Below are 21094 nucleotides of genomic sequence, written 5' to 3' on the forward strand. Positions count from 1 at the left end.
TACGCCTTTCATCTCCCATCTTACGAAAGGAGACTTCTCGGCTTACAAGTTAAAACCAACTGAAACAAAAGTATTCAATCTGCTTAATAATGGAAGATGAAAAGGACATAAAAACCATCTCCATATGAATTTTCTGTGTACGATTGTACAGGAAGATAAAATAAATAATAACGTGTATCGCTAGGTTTAAACCACTATATTCATTGATCAAACTGCCAGTATGCACAGTTGTAAGAATGCAAATTTGATTTTAGTGTGTCAAAAAGTTGAAATGCAATCTAATTTAATGGTTTTTCACCGAACATCCAAAACTATATCTTCCACAAAGTCATCATTTCCTGCAAAAAGGAGCCAACAATATGCGAATTGGAGTATACATCTGTCACTGCGGACTTAATATCGCACATACAATAAATGTCGAGTCTCTTCGGGACAAGGTTAGTGATCTTGATGGCGTTAAAGTGGTCAAGAACATACAATTCATGTGTTCTGATTCGGGACAGGACTCCATAGTCCAGGACATAACTGACCTTAATCTTAATCACATTCTGGTAGCAGCCTGTTCTCCTCACCTACATGAGCAGACCTTCAAGAGAGTGCTTGAAAAGGCAGGTCTCAATCCTTTCATGCTGGAGATGGCCAATATACGTGAGCAGTGCTCATGGGTGCATATGGATAACCCGCAGATGGCAACCCAAAAGGCATTCGACCTCATCAGGATGGGTATAGCCAGACTCAAACTGCTGGACCCGTTGCAACTCAAGAAAGTGCCTGTAACAAAAGATGTACTGATTATCGGCGGCGGTGTTGCCGGAATAGAGGCTGCACTTACCCTTGCAAATTCAGGTTATCAAGTCCATATGGTTGAGAAAGAACCAACCATTGGTGGAAAGATGGCACTGCTCAACGAAGTATTCCCCACTAACGATTGCTCAATTTGTGTGCTCGCTCCCAAGATGACAGATGTCAACCAGCACCCGAACATCGATCTTATCACGCTTGCAGAAGTCACCGAAGTCACAGGCCCGGTGGGTAATTTCCATGTTACAGTGACCCGAAAGCCCAGATATGTCATAGAAGACAAATGCAAAGGCTGTGTGGACGAATGCGGCCGAGTTTGCCCGGTGGAAATACCCAACAGATTTGACAGCGGACTTGGAAAGACAAAAGCTATCAATATGCCGATACCACAAGCAGTACCGCAGGTTGTCTATATTGACAACGAGTACTGTGTAGGCTGCGGACTATGCAAACAGGCATGTCCGGCAGATGCAATAGACTACCACCAGAAAGAAGAAAATCTTGAATTCACCGTTGGAGCCATAATACTGGCAACCGGATACAGTCATTTTGATGCATCCCGAAAGCAGGAGTATGGCTATGGAATCTATCCCGATGTAATCACTAACATGGAACTGGAGCGCCTGCTTAACGCTGCCGGTCCTACCAGAGGAAAAGTACTCTCACCTTCAACACTGGAGATACCAAAGAAAGTATCATTCATACAATGTGTAGGCTCAAGGGACGAGAAAGTTGGCAACCCCTACTGTTCCAGAGTATGCTGCATGTCCAGCATGAAGAATGCACAGCTTCTAAAGGAACGCTATCCTGACATTGATGTTACCATTCACTACATAGACATCCGTGCCGGTGGTGAGATGTACGAGGAATACTATATCCGCAGCCAGGAGATGGGCATCAACTTCATCCGTGGAAAAGTTGGTGAGATACTACAGGACGGACAGGGAAAACTGAACCTGCGTTATGAAGACACCCTGAACGGTGAGATATATGAAGAAGCCTCTGACCTTGTTGTTCTTGCAACCGGTATGGAGAACGTCAAGGATGCGGACAGGATATCAAGAGTACTGAACCTCACCAGACGTACAGACCGTTTCTTTTCTATAGCCCATCCCAAGATGCGCCCAGTTGATTCCCATGTAAAAGGTATATACATAGCAGGCTGTGCATCCGGGCCCAAGGAGATCCAGGTATCAATAGCACAAGGCAGTGCCACTGCCGCCAAGGCCATGCAACTTCTGGCAAAGGGCGAGATCGAAATGGACCCACTCAGTGCTCATGTGAACCCGGATAAGTGCATAGGATGTGGTATTTGTACAGATGTCTGCAAGTTCAACAAGATAAGTCTTATTGACAAAAAAGCAGTAGTTGACGAACTTTCGTGTATGGGATGCGGTGCATGCAGTGCTTCATGCCCTGTTGATGCCATATGGATGCGTAACAGCACCGATGAACAGATAGTTGCTCAGATACGTGCTGCTACAGAAGTCAAATCCGAATTCCCGCTGATCATAGCTTTCCTTTGCAACTGGTGCAGCTACACATGTGCAGACCTTGCAGGTACATCAAGAATACAGTACCCGACAAATATCCGCGTTATTCGCGTTATGTGTGCAGGACGTGTGGACCCATCTTTTGTACTTGAAGCACTTGAAAGCGGTGCAGACGGTGTTCTTGTTGCCGGATGCCGACTTGGGGAATGTCACTACATCTTTGCTAATTATAACGCAAAGAACAGGATGGAAGCCCTTCAGGAAGTACTTTCGGATGTTGGCATAGACCCCGGACGACTTAATGTTGAATGGATATCGGCATCCGAAGGGGAGAGATTCGCCAATTCTATTGAAGGTTTTGTTAACTATCTGGAAAAGATAGGTCCTATCGGTTCCGAGCTAAAGGAGGAAGAGCTGTGACAGAAGAATGCAGGGAAGGCTCCCTCTGCGTAGACAAGGACATGGACATAGATGGCTCCCACTTCATCTACCGTCAGATAAGCAACAAGTCTGTGAAATTCCTGGATTATGACTACAAGAGATGTGTTGGCTGTGGTATCTGTGTCGGTCTTTGCCCCACAACAGCCCTTGAACTTGGACCAATGCAGGAAATATCCACCGGACTGGATGCTCCGCCTGTAATGATGGAACTTGAGAAGTGTACATTCTGCTCCATGTGTGCAAATTTCTGCCCTGTTCATGCTTTTAAAATGACCGAGGAAGGTGATCTCCCTGAGAAAGATGAATTCCCAGTATATGACTCCTATGTCAACATGAACGAGAAATGCCTCCCATGTGCGCTTTGTAAAGCCGCATGTCCTGAGGATGCCATAGAAGTGGAGTTCACTTTCCCGAAAAAAGAGGAGATAGCACCTTTCAAGGAAGATGCTGAAGGTGATATAGAGATCGATACTGAAAAGTGCAACTTTTGCGGGCTGTGTGCAGAGTTCTGTGATGCCTTCCTGCTTGTGGAAAAAGAAACAAAACCTACTGATCCCAGACCATTTGACATGCTACTGGTAGACGAGGACAAATGCGATTACTGCGTACTCTGCCAGGACCTGTGTCCCGAGGATGCAATAAAGGTCAAAGGAGAAAAAATAGGTGAGGCTCCTGAGATTGAAGGAATCGTCACCGTTGATGATAACAAATGCACCCGCTGTACCTGGTGCCAGGTTGTCTGTCCCTATGATGCAGTTGATATCAAAAAGCAGTTTGAGGGTGAGCTCAGCCTTATTGAGGTCAACGTGGACAAATGTGACCCGCAGGGATGCCATGGATGTTTCAATGTCTGCCCTTCTCATCTCTGGTACGTTCCGGAAGACGGAGCAAAGATAGCAATTAAAGAGGATTATTGCACTTACTGCGGTGCCTGTGTCAACGCATGTCCAAAAGACGTGATGAAAGTGACACGTACAAAGGTACACCATACAGAAATACCTGATTCCCCCTGGGCCAAACAATGGAGAGATGCAGTTGACTCCATGGTCACCGGGAAGAGAGAACATCCCGATATTTCCAGAACCCTTGAAGTGGAAAAGGAAGAACACAAAGAACATATTGAAGTGGAACTTCCAAAGATTGACGGATCACTGCTAAAACTTGCAAAAGAACGCATTGAAAAGGCAAAGCCCTTGCTGGACAATGTGAAAATAAGGAAGATGCTTGAGGACAGCCCATCTGACGAACTAAAGGAAGAATTCCATGAAAAGATAGAAGCTGGAAGCAAACAATAACTATATACATGCGTGTGCGTTTTGTTGAGTAGATATCCACATATTAAGTTACTAAGTTACAATTACTATAATACGAGTATTAATTACGAGTAATTCCAATTATTCATTTATATCGGTGAGATTTTCCATGAGTGATAAATTCAACTATGCTGAACTGGGTTTGAAATGCGGTCTTGAGATTCACCAGCAACTCGATTCAAAAGAGAAACTTTTCTGCAGGTGTCCTACACAGATAAGGAACATCGAAGAGTCCAACCATGAATTCTTCCGCTATCTGCGTCCCACAGCAAGTGAGATGGGAGAAACAGACAGAGCTGCCCTAGAGCAGTCAAAGCTCAGGCGGAAGTATATTTACAAGGCATATGACAGCACCTGCCTTGTAGAAAATGATGATGAACCACCCACAGAGGTCAACAAGGAATCCCTTGACATCGCCCTTAGTATCACAAAGCTTCTGAACATGGTTCCTGTTGATCAGGTGCACATGATGCGTAAGATCGTTGTCGATGGTTCAAACACATCCGGTTTCCAGAGAACCGCTTTCCTAGCAAAGGACGGTTATCTGGGTACTTCCGTTGGTCCTGTCGGTGTCGGTGTGCTCTGCCTTGAGGAAGAGGCATGCCAGAAGATAGAGGACAAGGGGGATTCTATAATATACTCTCTTGACCGTCTGGGTATCCCACTGGTCGAGATTGGCACTGACCCGGATATAATTTCCCCGGCGCATGCTAAGGAAACTGCACAGCAGATAGGTATGCTGCTGCGCTCGACCGGAAAGGTGAAGCGTGGGCTTGGAACCATACGCCAAGACGTTAACATATCCATTGCAAGAGGTGCACGTGTAGAACTTAAAGGGGTACAGGCTCTGGATATGATAGAGACCATGGTTGAACTTGAGGTAGAGCGTCAAGTCAATCTCCTTGCAATGATGGATGAATTGCTTGAGCGAAATGCATCGGTATGCGATACTATATTTGATGTAACTGAACTTTTCAGTGAAACACAGTCCAAGGTTATCAAAAAGACTATCAAGAAAGGCAAAGTCTACGCTGTCCTCCTTCGTGGATTTAGCGGATTTGTCGGCAGAGATGTACAGCCAGGAAGACGCCTTGGAACTGAATTCTCAGACCGTGCAAAAACATCTGGTGTCGGAGGCATCTTCCACACAGACGAGCTTCCAAATTATGGCATTACCGAAGAAGAGGTGCAAGCACTTCGAATAGAAGTTGGTGCCGGTGAGAATGACGCTGTTATCATGGTTGCAGACCGCGAAGAGCGTGCCAGAGGCGCCATGATAAGTGTGATCGCACGTGCAAAAGAAGCCCTTGAAGGTGTACCTGAAGAAACACGCAGAGCACTTCCTGATGGAAATAGCTCTTATCTCAGACCACTGCCAGGTGCAGCAAGAATGTATCCTGAAACCGATGTACCACAGGTGAACATCTCTGCAGAATACTTTGAATCAATTGAGATACCGGAACTGCTCACTGAAAGGGCAAAGCGTTTTGAAGCGGACTTCGGGCTTCACAGGGAACTTGCTGAAAAGATTGCCTACTCTACATATCTTCCTCTCTTTGAGGAAATAATGCAATTGCTTGGTGACAATACCAATGTCAACGCAACCCTTGTGGTAAGGACACTCACAGGAACACTACCGGAACTGAAACGAGACGGAGTGGAAATTGATAGACTTGAGGACAGACATTTCATAGATGTGTTCACTTTCCTTGCCCATGGAGGGGTTGCAAAGGAAGCAGTTGACGGACTGCTCAGAGCTATTGCCATTGAACCGGGATTATCCGCAAAGGATGCAACTTCAAAAATGGGACTTGGAACCCTTGATATGTCTGAAGTTGAAGGAATCGTTGAAGCTGTCGTTAAAGAACGTCAGGATTTCGTCAAAGAAAAAGGAATGGGAGCCGTTGGACCCCTTATGGGAATTGTAATGAAAGAAATCCGTGGAAAGGTTGACGGGAAGATTCTGAACGAATTATTGAAACAAAAGGTTAATGAATATATAATTAAATAATATATTTATGAAGCATATTCTTTTTGCTGTTCAGTTTAGAAAATATTTAAGCAGGGGATTTTTCCTGCTTACTTTTGTATTATTGTTTATATCTTCTGCTTTTGGAGCTGTTGTCATTGACAGTAACGTAAAACTTACAAACACTACTAATGCCAATAATCCAGCATGGAGCCCGGATGGAGAAAAGATAGTATACGCAGCCAGACAGGCGATCTGGATAATGAACAGTGACGGTTCAGGACAGAAGAAACTCTACGACGGCATGGGATGGGATGGGGAACCTGAATTCAATGATGATGGTACAAAGATATATTTTGCTTCAGAAAGCAAAAAAGCCTTTTCTGCCCGCTATATCAGTATTCATGTGATGGATACGGATGGTAGCAACGGATTAAAGCTTACTGAAAATGCAGATTCCAGGGCACCTTCGTTAAGTCCGCACGGAAGCAAACTGGCTTATACTTCGCGTACATCCGGAAATTACGATGTATGGACCATGTCTCTAAACGGCGCAGACAAAGTAAGGCTCACGGATGCCATAGGTGATGAGAGCTCACCCTCATGGAGTCCCGATGGGAGTACTATTGTCTATTCTGCCATGGGTGACATATTTACTATCGATCTCAATGACGTCAGGCCCGTGCAGCTTACGGAAGACATCTACAATAATGTAGAACCGGACTATAGTCCGGATGGTAAGATGATAGCTTATGCATCTGATGTTGGTGGGGATCATGATCTGTGGATACTGGATCTTGCTGGAAACTCACATGTAAAAATAACCAGTGATCTTTCTTCAGAAAGAGCACCCGCCTGGAGTCCGGACGGTAACAAAATAGCCTATGTATCCAACAGGGAAGGAGAGTTTAATATATGGGTGATGAATCTTGAAACCGAAGAGATCAATTTTGAAATTGCTGATAACCATGCTGAAGATAATGAAAATGCAGTAAATAACGAATATGTTAAAAAATTACGTGACTATGCAGCAAGCAAGCCCAAAGAGTTCATAGCTATAGTCCTTTTGGCATCTTTCGGATTTGTAGTACTTATCGTAGGGTCTTTTTTGCGTAAGATATCATAATATTTCTATTTTTGCCTTACTTTCTACAAAAAATAAACAAACCCATCGTAACGCTTATAGCCTATTCATCACATCTCTTCGCAGGTTCTAAAGATGAATGCAGTACTAGGATTAGAAGATGGGACAATTATAAAAGGCACTGGTTTCGGTGCCGAAGGTATCGTTTCCGGGGAACTTGTTTTCACAACTCAATATACTGGCTATGAGGAGGCACTCACAGATCCTTCATACAAAGGCCAGATACTTATGTTCACTTATCCTCTCATCGGGAATTACGGTGTCAGTGACAACTGTTTTGAATCCGATGGTGTAAAAGCCGAAGGTCTTGTAGTGAAGGAGGCTTGTCCCGAGCCGTCCCACCACATGTCAAAGAAGACCATTTTCGAGCTTATGGAGGACGAAGGCAAGCCCGGCATTGCAGGCGTGGACACACGTATGCTAACTATAAAGACCCGTGAACACGGGACAATGCGCGCAGCCCTCATCAATGGAAGTGATGACGGGGAAGAAGCAGTGGAAATTGCCCGTGCACAAAAGAGTATTTCAGATATCGATTTCATATCGCAGGTAACCTGTCCGCAGCCATTTAAGCTTGAAAGCCCACTCAGGGACCCCAGTAACCCTATTAATGTGGTTCTTGTTGATTGCGGCCGCAAGCTGAGTATTGAAAGGAGTCTGCTGGCAAGAGGTATGGACGTAACAGTTGTACCGGGTAACTCCTCGGTTTCAACGATAGAGTCTTACGACCCGGACCTACTGTTCTTCTCAAACGGTCCCGGAGATCCGACTCAGGCACAGGATGCTATCTCTGCGGTCAAACACTTCACAGGTGAACTGCCAATAGTCGGTATATGCCTGGGTCACCAGATCATCTCCCTTGCAATGGGAGCTGAGACCTATAAACTGAAGTTCGGACACAGGGGTGCCAATCAGCCAGTGAAGGACCTTGAAACCGGAATCGTTCACATCACATCCCAGAACCATGGTTTTGCGGTTGATGGTGATTCATTCGAAGAGGCAGAAGTGGCTGTAACACAGTACAATACCAATGATAAGACAGTGGAAGGTATCGCTCACAAGTACCTGGACATCTTCAGTGTACAGTACCACCCGGATGCACACCCCGGTCCAATGGATTCTGAGAAATTGTTCTTTGAAAAGGTGCTCAAACTTGCAGGAGGGAAGAAATAATGCCAAAACGTGAAGACATTAAAAAAGTACTCCTGATAGGTTCAGGACCTATTATGATAGGACAGGGAGCAGAATTTGACTTTTCAGGAAGTCAGGCATGCAGGTCCCTTAAGGAAGAAGGTTTGCAGGTTGTGCTTGTAAACTCAAACCCTGCAACTATTATGACCGATCCGGAGATGGCAGATGCGGTCTATATCGAGCCGATCGAAGTAAAAGCAGTAGAAAAGATAATTGCAAAGGAAAGACCTGACGGTATCATTGCAGGTATCGGAGGGCAGACCGGCCTTAACATTACAAGTGAACTTGCCGAGCAGGGCATACTTGAAAAGTACAATGTCCAGTTACTTGGAACCCCACTTGATGCCATAAAGAATACTGAGGACCGTGAACTCTTCAAGCAGACAATGGAGAGGATCGGGGAAAAGGTACCTCGCAGCAGGGCAATATCCACGCTCAGGGAAGCAGAGGCAATTATCGATGAACTCGGACTTCCACTTATTATCCGTCCGGCATACACCCTTGGTGGCGCAGGTGGCGGTATCGCTCATTCAAAGGAAGAACTACTGGAGATCACTGAAAGAGGACTTCGTCGCAGTCGTATCAGCCAGGTGCTGATAGAGGAAAGCGTACTCGGCTGGAAGGAATTCGAGTATGAGGTCATGCGTGATGCAAATGACACATGTATAGTCATCTGTAACATGGAAAACCTTGACCCTATGGGTGTTCACACAGGTGAATCCATTGTTGTTACACCGTCCCAGACCCTCAATGATGAAGAACACCAGATGCTGAGGACCGCTGCGATCAAGATCATCAGGGCATTCGGTATCGAAGGTGGCTGTAATATCCAGTTCGCTTTAAAGGACGGCGACTACCGTATCGTGGAAGTAAATCCACGTGTATCACGATCATCAGCCCTTGCTTCAAAAGCAACCGGTTATCCGATCGCCAGGGTCACAGCAAAGATAGCTATAGGTATGGCACTGGATGAGATCCTCAATGACGTGACAAAGAAGACACCGGCATCATTCGAGCCGACTATCGACTACGTCGTTACAAAGATCCCAAGGTGGCCATTCGATAAATTCGTCAACGCCGACAAGACCCTCACCACTGCCATGAAGAGTACCGGAGAGGTAATGGCTATTGGACGTAGCATCGAAGAATCACTCTTAAAGGCTGTACGTTCCCTTGACATAAAAATGGACTTTGGAACCGATGAGTGGTCAAATAACGAGATCAAAACTCTTCTCCAGACACCCACAAGCGAGCGTCTCTTTGTGATGTATCATGCCCTATGCAATGGTTTTTCAATAGAGGATGTATCCAGCCTAACAGGTATTGATATATTCTTCATCAGAAAACTCAAGAACATCATTGACATGGAAGATATGATAAGGGAAGAAGGTTTCTCCGGCAATGTTTCCGATGACCTGTTAAGAGATGCAAAACGCATTGGACTTACTGATGCGCGTATTGCAGAACTTACCGGCAAGACCCGAGAGGAGATCAATGACCAGAGGCGCAATGCAGGCATCATATCCACCTACAAGATGGTAGATACATGTGCTGCGGAGTTTGCAGCAGAGACTCCATATTATTACTCATGTTACGAGCAGATGTGTGAAGCAGAGCCTTCTGACCGTAAGAAAATACTGATACTTGGTTCCGGTCCTATACGCATAGGACAGGGGATTGAGTTCGATTACTGTACTGTTCATGCAGTTGCAGCAATACGTGAAGCAGGAATTGAAGCTCACATCATCAACAACAATCCGGAGACTGTCTCAACTGACTACGACACTTCTGACAAGCTCTTCTTCGAACCGCTCACACTTGAAGATGTGATGAACGTTATCGACAAAGAGAATCCTGATGCAGTGCTTGTGCAGTTTGGTGGTCAAACCTCGGTAAACCTTGCACTTCCTCTTGAAAAAGAACTCAATAGACGCAGTGACCTCAAGACTGTTATTCTTGGTACCTCACCTGCAGATATTGATATGGCAGAAGACCGTGAGAAATTTAATCTGGCCATGAGCAAGATAGGTATCAACCAACCTGAAGCAGGTTACGCAACCTCTCAAGCACAGGCCATTGAGGTAGCCACAAGAATCGGTTACCCGGTACTGGTACGCCCTTCCTATGTGCTTGGCGGGCGTGCAATGGAAATTGTTTACGACCAGAATGACCTTGAGCGATACATGCGTGAGGCTGTTAAGGTATCCCCTGAACATCCTATCCTTATCGACGACTTCCTTGAGGGAGCAGTTGAGATAGATGTCGATGCTGTATGTGATGGAAAGGACGTGCTTATCGGTGCGATCATGGAACACATTGAAGAAGCAGGTGTCCACTCAGGTGACTCTGCATGTGTTATCCCACCACAGTCACTCTCAGAGGATGTTCTTGAGATCGTACGTGATTATACACGCAAGATCGGTCTTGCTCTTAATGTAAAAGGTCTTGTGAATATTCAGATGGCACAGAAAGGGGACAAGGTATATGTCCTTGAAGCAAACCCGCGTTCAAGCAGGACCATCCCATTCGTATCCAAAGCTGTGGGACTGCCTCTTGCGAAGATAGCAGCCCGTGTTATTATAGGACAGAGCCTTGAAGAACAGGGTTACTCAACCTGTAACGAACCTAAGGTCAACCACATTTCTGTGAAGGAAGTACTTCTGCCTTTTGACAAGCTTCCTGGAGCAGACCCCATACTTAGTCCTGAAATGAAGAGTACTGGAGAAGTTATGGGTATTGATTCTGATTATGGCAGGGCATTCTTCAAGGCACAGCTTAGTGCAGATAACCTTCTTCCACTTACAGGAAAGGTCTTTGTATCCGTAAAGGATGAGGACAGAGAAGATCTTCTTGATGTTGCACGCAAGCTTGTGAGTGCAGGTATCGAGCTTCTTGGTACCAAAGGCACAGCTGATTTCCTTTCAGAAAATGGAATTGAGATGGGCATAGTTAAGAAGGTTCATGACGGCAGCCCAAATGTCATCGATATGATGCGCAGGTATGAGGTTGAACTTGTTATTAACACCCCCAATGACAAGCTTTCCCGTGAGGACAGCTCAAGGATACGCCGTGCAGCAGTTGATTTCAAGGTACCATACATCACCACCATCCAGGCGGCAGTTGCAGCATCCAATGCCATTGTTTCCATGAAACAGGGTGAGGGCGAGGTTAAATCAATAAATGAATATCACAGGGAGATTGTATAGGTCTCCTAATTCAGGATCAGATATTATGATAAAGAAAGTAGTACTTGCTTATTCAGGCGGGCTTGACACTTCCGTGTGTATCCCGCTGCTTAAAGAAGAATACGGCTACGATGAGGTAATCACAGTAGCAGTAGATGTAGGTCAGCCGGAAGAAGACGTTAAACAGGCTGAAGAGAAGGCACAGAAGATCAGCAACAAGCACTTCACACTCGATGTGCGTGAGGAGTTTGTCAATGACTACATTTTCCCACTGATCAGGGCCAATGGTGACTATGAAGGATATGTCATGGGTACATCCATTGCACGTCCTCTTATCGCTAAGAAGGTTGTTGAGATAGCAGAACAGGAAGGAGCTGTTGCACTTGCACACGGTTGTACCGGCAAGGGTAATGACCAGCTTCGTTTTGAAGCGGTTTTCCGCATGACAGATTTGGATGTTATCGCACCCATGAGGGACATGAACCTCACCCGTGAATGGGAGATAGAGTATGCAAAGAAGCATGGCATACCTGTGAGTGTTACAACCGCAAAGCCATGGAGTGTTGATGAGAATATCTGGAGCCGCAGTATCGAGGGTGGCAAGCTGGAAGATCCAGGATTCATTCCTCCTGAGGAGATCTACCAGTGGACCGTTTCCCCTGAGTCAGCACCTGCCGGACAGACCATGGTTATTGGTTTTGAGAACGGTGTCCCTGTTTCCCTTGATGGCGAGAAGATGGACGGTGTGACGCTTATCATCAAGCTCAATGAAATTGCAGGTTCCCACGGTATCGGCAGGACCGATATGATCGAGGACCGTGTTCTTGGACTTAAAGCACGTGAGAACTACGAGCACCCTGCGGCCACAGTGCTTCTTACAGCCCATAAAGACCTCGAAAAGCTTGTACTCACAAGGGCAGAGCTGAAATTCAAGAAAGGTGTGGACGAGCAGTGGTCAGAACTTGCCTACTACGGTCTTGTGGATGAACCACTCTACGCAGACCTCAACGCTTTCATTAACAAGACACAGGAACGTGTAAGCGGTACTGTGACCGTGAAACTGCACAAAGGCAGTGTCATCATACTCGCACGTACATCCCCATTTGCACTTTACTCAGAAGACCTCGTGTCCTTTGACAGTGCAACCATCAACCAGAAAGATGCTGAAGGCTTTGCCAAGTATCATGGTTTCCAGGCAAGGATGTACAGGAAAGTTGTTGATAAGTGAAGGTCAACTTCACTTTCTTATTCTTATTTTTCTGGAAATACTATCTTTACAGAAATTTCTTTATTTTTATGCCGCTATTTTACATTGGATATAATTTCTCATTTATCCATCACACCTCCAAACAATGATTATAAATATAATGGTTACAAAAATAATCATTATGGAATTCTACAACCGGGAAAACGAACTTGCACTCATGGAACTGCTTGACAAAAGCAAGCCGTCCTTCCTTGTAATAACCGGCAAAAGGAGAGTCGGGAAAACCGAGCTTATCAAACAGTTCAGCAAAAGCAGAAAAGCACTCTACTTCTTTGTTGACAGCAACAAGAGCATAGACATACTCATGGACGAGTTCGACAGGATGCTCAGGGAAGAACTTGACCTGCCGGATTACATAAATGTTAAAGAGCCAGAAAATTTCCTCAAATTCATCACATCCTATGACAAGGATATAGTGATAGCCATCGATGAATTCCAGAGGTTCCTTAAGATACATCCTTCCTTTATCACCCAGCTCCAGCGATACTGGGACATGAAAACTGATAATTGCAGGGTTTTTCTTATCGTGTCTGGTTCTTCCATTGGAATGATCAGAAAGATATTCATTGAGGCGCAGGCTCCGCTCTTTAAGCGTGCGGACAACATACTGACCTTGCGGCCTTTCACGGTTCACGAGACCTTTGCAATGCTTGATGATATGGGTATCACGAATCAGCAGGAAAAATTGAACCTGTACTTCCTCTTTGGAGGAACGGTCTACTATTACCGCCTGTTCGAAAAATACCAGTGTTCCAGTTTTCTTGATGCGCTCGAAAAGCTCGTGTTCAGCGAGTTCGCACCGCTAAAGGATGAGGTACGAGACATCCTCATCGAAGAATTCGGTAAGGAGCACTCTACTTATTATGAGATAATATCTGCGATATCACAGGGAAAATGTTCCATGAGCGCGATATCGGAGATGACACACGTATCATCAAGTTCTCTTTCTCCATATTTCTATGACCTTACAAACCTGCTCGGGATAGCAGAGTACCTGATACCGATTACCGATAGCCCGAAAAAGAGTAAGAGAGGCCGGTATTTCCTCAAAGATAATTTCTTCAGATTCTATGGCCATTTCATGTACCCTTCATTAAGCCAGTACATGAGAGGTAACTATGATCCAATCATGGAAAAAGTCCTGCAGGAGTGGCAGAGCTACACAGGAAAATTATTTGAGGATATTATCAGAGAACTGATAAGTGAGGAAATATTATCTGAATATCCTGAAATTGGAAGCTGGTGGAATCGAAAGGGTGATGAAATAGATATTCTGGCTATAAACCACGAAAAGAAAAATGTTCTGGCAGTGGAGATAAAGAATAAGGAACTTACCAGGAATGAGGCAAAGCGTATTCTTAATGCTACTAAAGAGAAAACGAAACTTATCGGGGAAGTTGCCGGTATGGAGTGCAAAATAGGGATTGCTGCCAGGAAAATAGAAAATCGTGACGAGATTGAGAGAGAAGGCTTCTTTGTGTGGGAACTAGAGGATTTTCTATAGGATCATAAAATCACAATTTTTCAAACTTCCTGTCCAGAACTGCTGAATCTTGTCTTTATCGCAGTTTCTTCAGTAGAAACAATACGGATTATTTAAGTTCCCTACATTTTTTACTTTTTTAATAATATGTTTTAAAAGTAACTAAAATTAAAATTATATTAATAATGTAGAGAAACAAAACAAGCATTTTATCAATGTATCCGTTTTTAAGTAAGATTTGGTGGTAATTTGAGCCAAAATGAAAAGATAGAATACATTAGAAGACGTTTTGATAATGAAGAATTATTTTACAAAATTGGCTCCCGGCAAATTCACTATGTTATGCCTGAAAATGCCACACAGATTAACACATTCTATCTTCCAACATTTACTGAAGGAGCACCCCTAAGAGTATACTTTGATCCAACATACAGATGCAATTTAAGATGTCGGCACTGCATCACTTCCTCATCCCCGGATGCTGTGAACACAAACGAACTTAGTTTTCAGAGAATACAGCAATTATTCAATGAGCTAGCCTCAATTGGTGTTCTGGAAATAGTGTTCACTGGAGGAGAACCTTTTATACTCCCACGTATCTTCGATATAATAAAATGTGCTCAGGATGCCGGATTAAATACCATCATTGCGAGTAATGGAACCCTCATAACCATGGAGAAAGCAAAAAAACTTGCAGAACTGAATGTACGTGACATCAGAATCAGTATTGATGGTTGGAAGCCAATTAATGATGATATCAGAGGAGTGGGGGCATATAAAATGGCCATTGAAGGACTCAAAAATCTGTTACTGACAGAAGTACCCGTATCTGTACGAATGACCCACAGAAAAAATATCCATAACAATCTTGAATATCTGTTCAAGGACCTGAATGAAGTAGGTATCACGAATCTGAAAGCTGCTGTGATAAAAGAAGCTGGCAATGCTCTCCTTGAAGAAAATTCGGACTTGCTTGGATATCTGCCCACAGAAAAAGCAATGCACCATCTTATTACCCTTGGTAAGAGGTATGGAATCTTTGTAGAATTATCCAGTGATGATTTTGATTTTGAGCCTGTTATTGAAGGGGACAAAAAACTGAGAAAAAATAGACATAACACATGCGGAGCAGGATTCGAAACTGCATATATCTCGCCAGAAGGCAATGTTTTGATATGCTCATCCATACCTCATGCGATCCTTGGAAATATAAAGGACTGTCTTTTCATCGATGTATGGGAAGGTCAGATAGCAAATAACTACAGATCCCAGGCAACTGCATGTGGAGAAAAGAAAGCATGTCGTATCAATTTTATAAATATATTGCCACAGTCAAAAACTACAATTGAAGAAAAATCCGACAATCCCGTTCAGGGAACTGTTAAGTGAAATCTAGCAGGTTAACGATGAAACTGAATGATTCTTTGAACAGGCATTTTATTATTTTGCGGAATATTTAAAAAAAATTAATTCATATTATTTTTTCAACTTTTGAAGCAGGAGTCCCCCTTTCGTGAGATGGGGGAGGAATGCGTCTAATTATTCACACAACCGTTATTTATAATAAACGTGTGAATATAGTATTGTATGTTCTTAACTAAAACCGTTATTTTAAAAATTAAGAAGCCCGATAACGATTTAGTTGAAACTATGCAGAAATATTCAGATGGTATGAATTACGTCTCCAACATTCTTTTCGATAACGGTAAACCTATGGGAGCTATGAAGCTACAAAAAATAGTTTATTCGCACCTTCGTGAGAACTTAGGACTAAAATCTCAAATGAGCTGTAATATTCCCCGACAAGTCGCAGGATGCTACAAAACTCTAAACAAGGATAAAAAGACAAAGTGGCAACAGGTCGAATTTGCCCCCACCTCGATGACATTTTCCTACAAAAGAGATTTTACAATTGACGAAAACACTGTCAAAATTACTACAAATAATGGCAGGAAAGCATATTCCATTTTGAAATATAACCATGCAACACAGTATTTTGATGGTTCTTGGAAATATCAAGCATCTAAACTCGCATTACACAATGATGGCAATTATTATTTCCATTTATCCATCGAGAAAGAAATTCCAGATAAAAGCATAACTGATGCCTCAACTTTTATGGGTGTCGATGTCGGAATTAACTATTTAGCCGTTGCATCGACCACTGACAAAAAATGTAAATTCTTTGCTGGTGGCGAAATTAAAAATCTTCGCAATCATTACAAGTCCATGCGAGCACGTTTACAATCGAAGGGAACTTTATCAGCAAAACGTAAACTAAAATATTTTTCCGGTAAAGAACAACGTCTTATGCGAGATGTAAACCACAAAATCTCAAAAGCAATAGTGAAGTTCGCACTTGAGAATGAAGTCTCTGTTATAAGTTTAGAGGATTTAACAGGTATTCGTACATCTACTATAAACAAAATTTCTAAAAGAAACAGGTACACTCATAGTAGTTGGGCTTATCGTCAACTCCAAACATTCATCGAGTACAAAGCAAGGGAAGCAGAAATTATCACACACTACATAGACCCTGCTTTTACTTCACAAACCTGTAACCGATGCAACCACATATCTAAAGACAATCGTAACCGTCTCACGTTTAGATGTATGAAATGTGGCTATGAAAACAATGCCGACCTTAACGGAGCAATGAACATAGAACATAGAACAAGAGACTTTAGGTACACCTTAGAGTCTCAGGGGTGTCTGTCAGCCACCCATACGAATACTTAATCGATATTCAAGCCCCTTCCGTGAGGTAGGGGGTAGTTGACTTAACCCATCGTATAGTTCGAATCGAAGCCGGCTATGTAAGTATGGGCTGAATCAAACTCCATTCTGAAATTAACGCCATCTGAAGGCGTTATATTGTAGAGCTGAATCTCAGAACCATTATTTGGATACCAGTCTATGATCACATTGCTGCCTCCATTCTCGCTGAGGTATGTTGTGGAGAGATCAGAAGGCAGATAATATAATAAGGTAGACTCGAAGTTGTCGGCTTTGCTAATGTAAACGCTTGTTACGTCCCCGGTATTTATCAGAACACCGTTCATATAGAACTCAATATTGAAGTCATATGTTGTAATTCTTCGAGATGAACCGGAGATACCGATGTCGGATTCACCGGATGTTTGCTGACCATTCATGACAAACATGACATTCCTGTTGTTTCCTATGCCGGTTGTTGTGCCATCAATAGTTATGGAACTTCCACTACCACCTGTTCTGAACTTGATGTAATCGCCATCTGCAATGTATCCACCCTTATTATTCTTCTGGAGATTCATGTTAACTCCGGAAACGGGTGTTGGAGTTTCTGCTACTACTGTCCATGTCCACGCAAGTGAGTCAGTAAACAGAGAATCGGTGGTATTTTTAGCTATCAGTGTAACTGTATATGTGCCTTCTGAAGCACTTGTATTTGTATAAGATGGACTGGTTCCATTGGACCATGACAGATGCTGGCCATTGAGCAGGAATTCATTGATAGATGATTGGTTACTGGTTGCACTGAATGTCACGGACTGTGATGTAGTACTTTCGTAAGGAGTTACCGGATTCTGGCCAGATAGCACCGGAGCTGTGGGTGCCGAGGTTCCTGATACTACAGTCCATGTCCATGCAAGTGAATCAGTTAGTAAAGGGTTTGTGGTGTTTTTTGCCACCAATGTAATTGTATATGTACCCTCAAAAGCACTTGTATTCGTATATGACGGACTGGTTCCGTTGGACCAGACAAGGTGCTGGCCGTTCAGCAGGAATTCATTGATAGATGACTGGCTGCTGGTTGCACTGAATGTTATGGACTGTGACTTGTTACTCTGGTATGTGGTCAGTGGGTTCTGGCCGGACAGTACCGGAGCAATTAATGTTGGAGTTGGTGTCGAGCCGTTAGAGGAGGCAGTTACATCACGAACATCCCCAAGCAGGGATCCGCTTTTGATAACAAGATTAGAATCAATATTGACCATTACAATAGCAACGTAATCATCCTGACTGATATTATCAGACCACAGTTTTGAAGCATTTATCCTGATGGTTTCACCGAGATTCCAGGCAGTGTTGCCTTTTATCTGTTCCAGTTCAGATGACGAGAGTTCTCTTCTGGTCCCGTTGATATCCAGAATGACGCGTGTTTTGGGGATATCTATCGTTTCTCCCCCGGCGTGACGCAGGTAGATGGTATCTGAATTTACATCGACCCAGCCCTGAATATCTGCATATACATGGTCCTGTTGATCTGCATATGAAAATATAAACACAGCAAGAATGGAGAAAGAAAGAACCGCAATTGCTGTCAGCAATACCTCGCCTATTATTTCAGATATTGCATCTGTATTTTCCAGGAATGGACTTTTTTGACTGCTCATGCGAACCTGCATCGATAAACGATATTTATAATCCAACAGTGTATCTTTTTAAGAGAATTATGAAAAAGGAACATCCTTTTTAGGTTATTTTAATTGCACACTTAGGCCATATCAGCTTTTTAATAACTATTTCTTTTGTATATATATAAAAGAGATGGTATTATATTACTGAATGCCAGGGAACCTAAAAACAACATCGATATATTGGTTGAGATTAAAATTATTTGTAAACAATATTCTGCGTCACGATTTCATAAGACTTAAGTATATTCTGAGAGTTTATTAGTCCTGCAAAAAAATATACAGGTATCCCAAATTCCCTGCAGAGAATATCAGAGTGTGTAATAATGGTTATATCAAACAGTCTTTCGGGACTTCATATACTTGTCACAGGCGGAGCCGGGTTCATTGGCAGTCATGTGACTGACAGACTTATAGAAATAGGTAACAAAGTCACTGTATTTGACAACATGAGTTCGGGAAGAATGGAGTTCATCGAACATAATCTAAAAAATCCAAAATTTAAATTGATCGTTGGAGAGCTCCTGGATACACATGCTATCGAAAAAGCCTGCAAGGATATCGATTTTGTGTTTCACATTGCTGCAAACCCCGATGTCCGCCTTGGAGCAGTAGATACCAAAGTGCACTTTGACCAGAATATTACAGCTACCTATAATGTACTGGAAGCAATGCGCAAAAACGAGGTAAAGAATATTGCTTTCACATCCACTTCAACAGTATATGGAGAAGCTGAAATAATTCCCACACCTGAAAACTACGGACCACTTGTACCAATTTCACTGTACGGTGCATCCAAACTAGCCTGCGAAGCCCTGATCACATCCTATTCTCACACATTTGACATGAATTCATGGATATTCCGCTTTGCCAATATAATTGGTGACAGGGGAACTCATGGGATAATTGTTGATTTCATTGAGAAATTGCGGAAAGATCCAGCTGAACTTGAGATACTGGGTGACGGGAAACAGTCCAAATCCTACCTTCATGTAAAGGAATGTGTGGACGCAATGATGTTCTCAGTATCCAACAGTGACAGGGAAGTGAATATCTTTAACATAGGTTCTGAAGATGCTACCAACCCAACGCGTATCGGGGAAATTATCGTTGAAGAAATGGGACTTGACAATGTTAAGTTCAATTATACCGGCGGATCCAGGGGATGGAAGGGAGATGTTCCTAAAATGATGCTGAGCATCAATATATTAAAAGAGCTTGGATGGAAGAATGAATGGGGATCGCAGAAGAGTGTGAGGGAAACAATAAAGGCTCTTTTAAGTAGCAAATGAATCCAATGGTGGAAACAGAAGATATATCTGCTCTAAAAAATGAGGAAGAGCCGGAATGTGAATCGAACGGATATTTGCAGGGATATCCCAATATTCCAAACTTAAAATATCCCCTGTCCTATCATAACCATCCAAAGAGCCTCTGGAAGAAGCCGATATCCTTTACTTCCACTGTGGCTTGCAGGATATCTGAATATTCAGCATCGCCTTCTGGATTTTCATACCTTAGCACAGTGTCGATACCATAATCTTTGGCTACAGCTTCACTATCTGCTTTGATCTTGATCTTTGCAATGGCTGTGCTGCCGGGTTCCATGACGGGAAGGAAAGCCTTGTCGTCAGTTGTGCTTAACGGGTCAGAAGGATTGACTATTAGCTTTACGTTTCTTGCTTCTTCTTCACCTGTATTTCTTACTGCTATTTCGATAATTGCCTCTCCACCCGGATAAAGACTTCCTGTTGTATTCACGATCTCAAAATCAGCCTGTTCTTTTACTATGACCTTTAAGGTCTGGTTCTGGACCATTGTCCCATACCAGTGATTCACATCAAAGGTTTGATCAGTGACATTTGCATCTTCCACCTGCACATTTTTCTGGTAATCATATGAAAGGTCCAGGTAAAGGTTGTATTCTCCGGCCTTTGCATTTTTATCGATCTTGATATCGAATTTTGCAGGAGTGAGGGAATTCTGCCCGCTTTTTATTGAACCTATCTGTTGACTGACTGATTTGACCTCAATTGGACTGTCCGGATCAATTGAAAGAGAAGCCATAATGCCCGTAGCATCCACTACACTGCTTTCAAGCTTCATTTCTGTCTGGGCAGCAAATATCTCATCCCGGTCTTTTGGGGTTCTGTCGTTCTTGAAACCCAATAGTTTGCCTTTGTTCACAAGATCTATGTTCAAGGTAGCCATCTGGCCCCTGTCAAACTCATTGCTCCCAACGATCGCGGCACTGATATATGGACTACCATACACATTATAAAAATTCATACCCAGATCAAAACTCTGGGAAAAATTGTAATTGTCCGGTGTATCATAGGCTCCCGCAATACCTGAGACCATTAAGCTCAATAGAATAGAGGATATTATCACATTCTTTATTTTCATA

13 protein-coding genes are annotated in these 21094 nt (G+C 43.2%); 11 read left to right on the top strand and 2 right to left on the bottom strand.

The features are described from left to right. Nucleotides 1–359: 359 nt before the first annotated feature. From hdrA2 to QZZ23_RS14460, 10 genes are all read left to right on the top strand, one after another. Complete coding sequence (gene hdrA2 / locus QZZ23_RS14415; protein WP_292471537.1) at nt 360–2714, top strand: CoB-CoM heterodisulfide reductase HdrA2; 2355 nt, start codon at nt 360–362, stop codon at nt 2712–2714. After that, nucleotides 2711–4030, top strand: coding sequence for a 4Fe-4S binding protein (locus tag QZZ23_RS14420; RefSeq protein WP_292471539.1), 1320 nt, complete (start codon nt 2711–2713; stop codon nt 4028–4030). Before hdrA2 ends, QZZ23_RS14420 begins: the two co-directional genes overlap by 4 nt. Nucleotides 4031–4157: 127 nt before the next feature. Beyond that, nucleotides 4158–6059 carry a Glu-tRNA(Gln) amidotransferase subunit GatE gene (gene gatE / locus QZZ23_RS14425; RefSeq protein ID WP_292471542.1) on the top strand — a complete coding sequence of 634 codons (1902 nt, stop codon included), beginning with the start codon at nt 4158–4160 and terminating at the stop codon, nt 6057–6059. Between the two features lie 82 nt (nt 6060–6141). Further along, complete coding sequence (locus tag QZZ23_RS14430; protein WP_292471545.1) at nt 6142–7143, top strand: DPP IV N-terminal domain-containing protein; 1002 nt, start codon at nt 6142–6144, stop codon at nt 7141–7143. 93 nt (nt 7144–7236) lie between these two features. Beyond that, entirely contained in the window at nt 7237–8334 is a 1098-nt protein-coding gene (gene carA, locus QZZ23_RS14435) for a glutamine-hydrolyzing carbamoyl-phosphate synthase small subunit (RefSeq protein ID WP_292471547.1), read from the top strand. After that, nucleotides 8334–11558, top strand: a complete 3225-nt coding sequence (gene carB / locus QZZ23_RS14440) for a carbamoyl-phosphate synthase large subunit (RefSeq protein ID WP_292471550.1) — start codon at nt 8334–8336, stop codon at nt 11556–11558. The genes carA and carB overlap by 1 nt, the downstream gene beginning before the upstream one ends. A gap of 25 nt (nt 11559–11583) precedes the next feature. Beyond that, nucleotides 11584–12765, top strand: coding sequence for an argininosuccinate synthase (locus QZZ23_RS14445; protein ID WP_292471553.1), 1182 nt, complete (start codon nt 11584–11586; stop codon nt 12763–12765). Between the two features lie 160 nt (nt 12766–12925). Continuing rightward, nucleotides 12926–14308: an ATP-binding protein gene (locus QZZ23_RS14450; protein WP_292471555.1), complete on the top strand. Its 1383-nt coding sequence runs from the start codon at nt 12926–12928 to the stop codon at nt 14306–14308. A gap of 228 nt (nt 14309–14536) precedes the next feature. Then, nucleotides 14537–15676: a radical SAM protein gene (locus QZZ23_RS14455; protein ID WP_292471558.1), complete on the top strand. Its 1140-nt coding sequence runs from the start codon at nt 14537–14539 to the stop codon at nt 15674–15676. A 198-nt stretch (nt 15677–15874) separates the two neighbouring features. Beyond that, a complete protein-coding gene (locus QZZ23_RS14460) occupies nt 15875–17026 on the top strand; it encodes a transposase (protein WP_292471561.1) in 1152 nt (383 codons plus the stop codon). 41 nt (nt 17027–17067) lie between these two features. On the opposite strand, the gene QZZ23_RS14465 is transcribed toward QZZ23_RS14460, so the two are convergent. After that, nucleotides 17068–18666, bottom strand: coding sequence for a type IV pilin N-terminal domain-containing protein (locus QZZ23_RS14465; protein ID WP_292471564.1), 1599 nt, complete (start codon nt 18664–18666; stop codon nt 17068–17070). Between the two features lie 347 nt (nt 18667–19013). On the opposite strand from QZZ23_RS14465, the gene QZZ23_RS14470 reads away from it, so the two are divergent. Next, complete coding sequence (locus QZZ23_RS14470; RefSeq protein ID WP_292471566.1) at nt 19014–19979, top strand: NAD-dependent epimerase/dehydratase family protein; 966 nt, start codon at nt 19014–19016, stop codon at nt 19977–19979. Nucleotides 19980–20100: 121 nt separating this feature from the next. On the opposite strand, the gene QZZ23_RS14475 is transcribed toward QZZ23_RS14470, so the two are convergent. After that, nucleotides 20101–21093, bottom strand: coding sequence for a hypothetical protein (locus QZZ23_RS14475; protein WP_292471568.1), 993 nt, complete (start codon nt 21091–21093; stop codon nt 20101–20103). Between the last annotated feature and the right edge of the window lies 1 nt (nt 21094).

Source organism: Methanolobus sp. (assembly GCF_016278385.1).
Taxonomy (GTDB): Archaea; Halobacteriota; Methanosarcinia; order Methanosarcinales; family Methanosarcinaceae; genus Methanolobus.

What these genes read in the sequence shown, in the direction of transcription:
- QZZ23_RS14450 (WP_292471555.1), top strand. Translation starts at nt 12,926, where the DNA reads ATGGAATTCTACAACCGGGAAAACGAACTTGCACTCATGGAACTGCTT.
- QZZ23_RS14465 (WP_292471564.1), bottom strand. Translation starts at nt 18,666, where the DNA reads ATGAGCAGTCAAAAAAGTCCATTCCTGGAAAATACAGATGCAATATCT.
- QZZ23_RS14460 (WP_292471561.1), top strand. Translation starts at nt 15,875, where the DNA reads ATGTTCTTAACTAAAACCGTTATTTTAAAAATTAAGAAGCCCGATAAC.
- hdrA2 (WP_292471537.1), top strand. Translation starts at nt 360, where the DNA reads ATGCGAATTGGAGTATACATCTGTCACTGCGGACTTAATATCGCACAT.
- gatE (WP_292471542.1), top strand. Translation starts at nt 4,158, where the DNA reads ATGAGTGATAAATTCAACTATGCTGAACTGGGTTTGAAATGCGGTCTT.
- QZZ23_RS14475 (WP_292471568.1), bottom strand. Translation starts at nt 21,093, where the DNA reads ATGAAAATAAAGAATGTGATAATATCCTCTATTCTATTGAGCTTAATG.
- QZZ23_RS14445 (WP_292471553.1), top strand. Translation starts at nt 11,584, where the DNA reads ATGATAAAGAAAGTAGTACTTGCTTATTCAGGCGGGCTTGACACTTCC.
- carA (WP_292471547.1), top strand. Translation starts at nt 7,237, where the DNA reads ATGAATGCAGTACTAGGATTAGAAGATGGGACAATTATAAAAGGCACT.
- QZZ23_RS14470 (WP_292471566.1), top strand. Translation starts at nt 19,014, where the DNA reads ATGGTTATATCAAACAGTCTTTCGGGACTTCATATACTTGTCACAGGC.
- carB (WP_292471550.1), top strand. Translation starts at nt 8,334, where the DNA reads ATGCCAAAACGTGAAGACATTAAAAAAGTACTCCTGATAGGTTCAGGA.